6 protein-coding genes are annotated in these 6,192 nt (G+C 37.5%); 4 read left to right on the forward strand and 2 right to left on the reverse strand.

The genetic code is table 11. From position 1 onward, the window contains the following. The first annotated feature begins 147 nt into the window (after positions 1 to 147). A complete protein-coding gene (locus AC06OU_RS18760; protein WP_475857729.1) occupies positions 148 to 735 on the forward strand; it encodes a TetR-like C-terminal domain-containing protein in 588 nt (195 codons plus the stop codon). A 25-nt stretch (positions 736 to 760) separates the two neighbouring features. Here AC06OU_RS18760 and AC06OU_RS18765 read toward each other — a convergent pair whose 3' ends face one another. Next, a complete protein-coding gene (locus AC06OU_RS18765) occupies positions 761 to 2,626 on the reverse strand; it encodes a transglycosylase domain-containing protein (RefSeq protein ID WP_475857730.1) in 1,866 nt (621 codons plus the stop codon). 246 nt (positions 2,627 to 2,872) lie between these two features. Between AC06OU_RS18765 and AC06OU_RS18770 the strand changes: the two genes are divergently transcribed. Continuing rightward, entirely contained in the window at positions 2,873 to 3,691 is an 819-nt protein-coding gene (locus tag AC06OU_RS18770; RefSeq protein WP_475857731.1) for an SDR family NAD(P)-dependent oxidoreductase, read from the forward strand. 60 nt (positions 3,692 to 3,751) lie between these two features. Here AC06OU_RS18770 and AC06OU_RS18775 read toward each other — a convergent pair whose 3' ends face one another. Further along, positions 3,752 to 4,987 (reverse strand): MFS transporter, encoded by a 1,236-nt coding sequence (locus AC06OU_RS18775; RefSeq protein WP_475857732.1) that lies wholly within the window; start codon positions 4,985 to 4,987, stop codon positions 3,752 to 3,754. Positions 4,988 to 5,121: 134 nt separating this feature from the next. On the opposite strand from AC06OU_RS18775, the gene AC06OU_RS18780 reads away from it, so the two are divergent. Continuing rightward, positions 5,122 to 5,865, forward strand: a complete 744-nt coding sequence (locus AC06OU_RS18780) for a peptidylprolyl isomerase (protein ID WP_475857733.1) — start codon at positions 5,122 to 5,124, stop codon at positions 5,863 to 5,865. Positions 5,866 to 5,883: 18 nt separating this feature from the next. Then, a complete protein-coding gene (locus AC06OU_RS18785; protein WP_340882882.1) occupies positions 5,884 to 6,111 on the forward strand; it encodes a hypothetical protein in 228 nt (75 codons plus the stop codon). Positions 6,112 to 6,192: the final 81 nt, after the last annotated feature.

The raw sequence follows: 6,192 nt of genomic DNA on the forward strand, positions 1-6,192 counted from the left end.
GTTAGTTATTTATGTAATTATTAAACTTTACAATGGAATTATTGCAAGTCTGCCATTTTTATAATCGACAAATATTGCCTAGGAAATATTGATGTATTCATATAGTAATATAATCTTTAAATAGATGTATCGCGAGGGGGCAAGAGTGTGGATACTGTGTTTGATAAGATGAATATGCAAACAAAGAAAAAAATACAACAATCGTTCCTTTCCATATTAAAGGGAAAAGAATTTACAAAGATATCGATAAAAGATATAACAGATAGTGCTTGTATAAACAGAGGAACTTTTTATTTGCATTATCTTGATAAATACGACTTGCTCGAAAGAGTAGAAGAAGAGCTTTTGGAAGGGCTCCGATTACATATTGCATCTATAGATTCCGAGTATAAAATGGAAATGATGAAACAATTACAAGCTGCAGGCTTTTCCATGGAAGTATTCCGATATATCGAAATGCATGTTGACCAATTTATCGTTTTACTGTCCAAAAACAATACTTCTGGCTTTCATTTAAGGCTAAAAAAATTCTTTGTAGAGCAATTCGAAGAAAATTATCAAGCAACGGAAATGTCATCTATTGATCCAACGATTCCCACAGATTATTTGTCTGCATTTGCAGCTTCAGCCATATTAGGTCTTATAGAGCAATGGCTTTCACATACACATCGAGAAACGCCAGAAGAGGTAGCTGTTTTATACTTGAAAATATTGAATTTCATAAAAAGTGTATAAAAAAGAGAAGCTCAACAATGGCTTCTCAATTTTTTTTATCCATAATTCGATTAAAAATTCGGTGGTGGATTTTATTGGACTCTATGCCTTTCATATTTTTAGGTAAATCATAACCAATCCATACTGCTGAAGTATAAGTATCGGTTAGGCCAGCTAGCCAGTAATCATAATACTCATTTGTGGTTCCTGTTTTAGCACCGACGTAAGAGGAGTTGACCGAAATACCTTTTCCGGTTCCGTTTGTTACTACCTGTTCAAGCAAGCCCCTCATTGTTTGGGCTGTTTTATAAGACCATACTTCTTGGAAATCATCCTCCCAAGCATATAAAACATTTCCTTCTTTATCTACGACCTTCTGAATGGCATGTGCAGGCTTATAAGTCCCATTGATAAAGCTAGTATAGGCATCTGCCATTTCTAACACGGTGACCCCTTTTGTTAATCCACCTAGCGCAGCAGAATACGTATGATCTTTTTCCTCTATACTTTCAAACTGAAAAGGAGAGAGTCTCGCAAAAGCACTTTCAATGCCGACTGTATCTAATAATCTAACAGCTGGTGTATTGTGGCTTAAACGAAATGCCTCTTGAATGGTTACATAACCATACACTGCACCACCATAATTTTGCGGGCAATATGAGCCTATGCATAGCTTCCCGGCATTTATAGAGTTATTGGGAGTATACGTAGTTGTTTCAAACAGTGGTGCGTATACTAGTAGCGGCTTAAAGGCAGAGCCGGGCTGACGAATTGCCTGATAGGCTCTATGGAAGTCTAGTTTCTTGTAATCCTTCCCACCATAAATACTTACAATCTCCCTCGTTTCATTGTTAATAACTACAGAAGCAGCTTGTAGATTCGACTTTTTACTTAATAGACTATTAATATACCGCTCATCTTCTTCTTGCTTCAGAGGATCTAGTGCAGTATACACGGTTACTCCTTTAGAAATAATTTCATCAACACGAGTCTTTAGCTCATTTTCAATAAATTGCCTTTGCTGTTCATTTTGAGCATTTGCTATTTTGTCCTTAAAGCCTTCTTTATGAGCAATAAGGCTTTCTAATTCATGTAACACAAACGTGCTATAGGCAGGATATAATTGCTTTTTAGATTTCGTCACTAATTTAATTGGTGCTTGTTTTATTTCATTTGCCCGTTCGACAGTAAGTCTACCGTTTTTAACGAGGACATCAATTAGAAGCTCCTGGCGTTTTTTTGTTGCATCAAAATTGGTGAGTGGATTATAAATGGTTGGATTATTTGGTATTGCACTTATAAAAGCTAGTTCTGCCTCACTCAATTGATCGATTGAGCGCCCAAAATAGAATGTGGAGGCTGCTCCTATTCCATATACTTGATTGCTGAAATAAATTTCGTTTAAATAATTCGTGAAAATATCCTCTTTGCTCGTTTGTTTTTCCATTTCATGCGCATATAGTAACTCCGTTAGCTTTCTTTCATACGTTTTCTCAGTAGACAAATAGCGGAGGCGGACAAGCTGTTGAGTAATAGTACTTCCTCCTTGTTCCATTTGCTGAGCAGATGCATTTGCAAAGACAGCCCTAAAAATAGCAGTAAAATTGAAGCCAATATGCTGATAAAATTCTTCATCTTCACTTTGAAGAAAGAGTTCCTGAGCAAATAAGGGGATCTCTTCTAAAGAAAGAGGCTCTCTCCATTCGATATAATCCTCTGAGAATAGTTTTCCTTTGTTATCTAAGAGCACTACAGGGGAGGTTATGGTAGGATTTGATAATTGAATGGAACGTTCTAAATCGGAATTAAAGGAGGCTGCAGATAGCACCTCTGTATGGATAAAGGAATATAAAATCCACAGTACGGGAAAACATAACAAGATGACTAAAAATCCTATACCTTGTCGCATCATTTTACACTCCCGTTCTTGTAATCTATTTAAAGAATAGCATATTCCATGCTTATTCTATCGACCAAATAATATGAGGTGTGAAGTAAAAATGGAGGCTATTTAAAAGAAAAGGTTAATTGACCGTAAACTGTGTAATCCATCTTACATATGAAAATTGACTTCTTTCTGAAATGGATATTTATGTTAAAATTTATGAGGAAGAATCGTAAAAATTTTAAAAGGTACAGCTAGAGGAGCCAGTAAAATATGAAACCATTACAAGGGAAAATTGCTGTTGTTACAGGAGCATCCCGTGGTGCGGGTCGGGGAATTGCTTATCAACTAGGCAGTGCAGGTGCAACAGTCTACGTGACAGGACGTAGTGTAAAGGGGAGTACAACCGATAACCGTCCAGAAACCATTGAGGAAACTGCCGATGGTGTTACTTTAAGAGGGGGTATAGGTATCGCGATACAATGTGACCATACACGTAATAGTGATGTAAGAAAGCTATTTGAGAGAATTGAAAGGGAACAGGGTCGGATTGATATTTTAGTGAATAGTGTATTTGGCGGGTCTGAAAGCTCACTACCATCAGGAGATGGACCGCATTTTTGGGAACGCCCATTGGAACACTGGGATGCTATGATGGTTGCTGGGCCACAAGCCTATTTACTAACTACTCGATACGCTGTGCCTTTAATGGCAAAGCACCAAAAAGGATTAATTGTAAATCTCACATTTTTTATAAAAGAAAAAATCTCTAGTAATTTATATTACGACTTAGCTATGAATGCTATTAATCGAATGACACGAGGAATGGCAAAGGAATTAGAAGAATTCAATATTTCAGCCGTTGCTGTCTGCCCAGGATGGATGAGGACGGAAAGAGTTTTAGATTCAGGTTTTGGACCCAAGGATGGAGCTACAGAAACAACAGCGTATGTAGGTCGTGCTGTTTTGGCTTTAGCAACAGACACCACAGTATCTAAGCTTTCTGGAGAAACACTAATGGTGGCGGAGCTAGCAAAAAAATATGGATTTACTGATGTCGATGGAACTCAACCTTTGCCGTTTGAAGGATAATAGGGATCACTATATAATAACAAAAAGGCTTTCGACCATTTAGCGTCGAAAGCCTTACATTTATTGTGTATTAGCGTGTAACTCTTCCTCATGGAGCACTTCTTCAAAGTCTTGTACAGGCTTCTTGCCTGCGAAATAGAGTATGAAGAAAGCTATCAGGAAAAGCGCGCCTGTAACGAAGAAAACAGATGATATACCGATAAACCCACTGATAAATCCACCAAACATCGGACCTATAATATTACCTAAGAAGCGGAAGCTTGTGTTGTAGCCCATAAGCTCTCCTTGAACTTCGATCGGTGCTTCTCGTCGAATTAAGGCAGTGGTAACTGGTATTAGACCACCAGAAGCAATCCCAAATAAGAAGCGTAAAGCCATCAGTTGCCACAGTTCGGTAACAAAGGCCTGTGGAACGATGAATACAAATGCAATGAGTAGCAGCATGGATAGAACTTTCTCATAGCCGATGGAGTCCCCAAGCTTCCCCCAAGTTCTCGCGAAAAGAAGACTACCTACACCTGTAGCACTAAAGGTTATGCCTGCTAAAAGAGCGACCTCATTGGAGTCTGTTAGGTGGGATACATATAGGGAAAGAAGAGGTTGAATACTAAAAAGTCCAATTTGTATTAAAGACGTAATCATTAGGACATTAAGTATTAGACGATGATGAAAAATACCAGAAACAACCGTCTTTCTAGAATATTCGTGCTCATCCTTCGCTTTCACACGACGTTGTTCTCTAATCCCTATAATAACTAGGAGTGCAGCTATAGATACTGCTGTAGCTGTAATAATAAATGTGTATTGAAAACCAAACGTATCTGCCATAAATCCGCCTATTACAGGGCCAAATAATGTACCAGATACACTTCCCATTTGTAAGGTGCCCATGGTCTTGCCTGCCACATCTTTTGCTGTCTGAGAGCTGATAAATGCTAGTGAGGTTGGGATAAATCCTGTTACAACACCCATAAACAATCGAAGAACAAAGAATGCTTCTACCGAATTTATGAATCCCATTAAAAGTACACTGAGTGCAATTCCGAATCCATTGATGATTAAAATTGGCTTATAACCATATTTATCAGCTATTCTCCCCCATATAGGAGACATAATAAGTGCAGAAACAAAGGTAGCTCCAAATACTAGACCAGACCATTTTTGCACGTAGGCATCTGTAAAATCACCCATCGTATTAATATATAGGGAAAGGAAAGGCATGATCATCGTCATGGTGCTAGATACTAAGAAAATGGAGAACCACATAATAATAAAGTTACGTTTTTGTACGCTCATTGAAAATCCCTTCTTTCTTTTGACACGTACTCTTATTTAGATTATAAAACATTTCGAGTGACTAAGGAAGTTGAATGTTAAAAGTTTGTCACTGAAAAGTGTGTTTAATTATGATAAACTGTTTTGGGGTGATTATGTTGAAAAAATTAATTATTTTATGTTTATTTACTATGCTCTTCGTTTCAGCTTGTGGAAGTGATTCAGCTGAGACTGAAAAAGACAATAAAAAAGAAACAACAAAAGAAGAATCTGCTGTTACTACTGATACCCAACAAGAGGACGAATTAATCACATATCCGCAACTTTCAACAGAAGTTGCTGAAAATGAAGCTTTAGTCCAAATGAACACTTCTTTAGGAGCAATTAAAATTAAATTGTTTCCAGAAGAAGCACCGAAAACAGTGGAAAACTTTATAACTAAAGCAGAAGAAGGCTACTATGAGGGTGTTATCTTTCATCGGGTCATTGAAGACTTTATGATTCAAGGAGGAGATCCTACTGGAACTGGAGCAGGTGGAGAAAGCATTTATGGTGAGTCATTTGAGGATGAATTCACGATGAACCTATTCAACTTTAATGGTGCACTTTCTATGGCTAATGCGGGACCAAATACAAACGGCAGCCAATTTTTTATCGTACAAGCTTCACCACAAGCAGGTATGGCTGAACAGCTTATTAAAGGTGGGTGGCCTGAGGAAGTAGCGAAGGCTTATGAAGAAAAAGGTGGAACACCAAATTTAGATCAAAAGCATACAGTCTTCGGGCAAGTTATTGAGGGCATGGATGTAGTAAATGAAATAGCTAAAGTGGAAACTGGTGAAAATGATAAGCCGGTAGAGGATATCCTTATACAGTCCATAGAGGTTATTCAAAAATAAAGTAGGGAAGTGTTTGCTTTGTTAAACTTTCTTTCATTAGGCTTTTTATATTTATATTTTCCAGAAGATAAAACAGAGTATATACCAGTAGTTTTAGAGTTTATCATGGTATTTATTCTTTGTGTGTTATTATTCCGATGGTTTAAAAAGAAATCTGCTAAAGACGCAGCAAAAGCGAAGGAAATAGAAGATCGTGTATTACAGGCAAGAAAAGAAGAAGCGGAGAAAAACGTACCTTCTGAGTAACGTCTTAAATTAGCGGGTAAGTGGACGGGTAATCGTTTGCTTACTCGCTATTTTCAATTTTATACAAGAACAAACATTCCA

It is taken from the genome of Psychrobacillus sp., from assembly GCF_056205495.1.

Coding starts and splice junctions, on each gene's coding strand:
- AC06OU_RS18775 (WP_475857732.1), bottom strand. CDS start 4,987: ATGAGCGTACAAAAACGTAACTTTATTATTATGTGGTTCTCCATTTTC.
- AC06OU_RS18765 (WP_475857730.1), bottom strand. CDS start 2,626: ATGATGCGACAAGGTATAGGATTTTTAGTCATCTTGTTATGTTTTCCC.
- AC06OU_RS18770 (WP_475857731.1), top strand. CDS start 2,873: ATGAAACCATTACAAGGGAAAATTGCTGTTGTTACAGGAGCATCCCGT.
- AC06OU_RS18780 (WP_475857733.1), top strand. CDS start 5,122: ATGTTGAAAAAATTAATTATTTTATGTTTATTTACTATGCTCTTCGTT.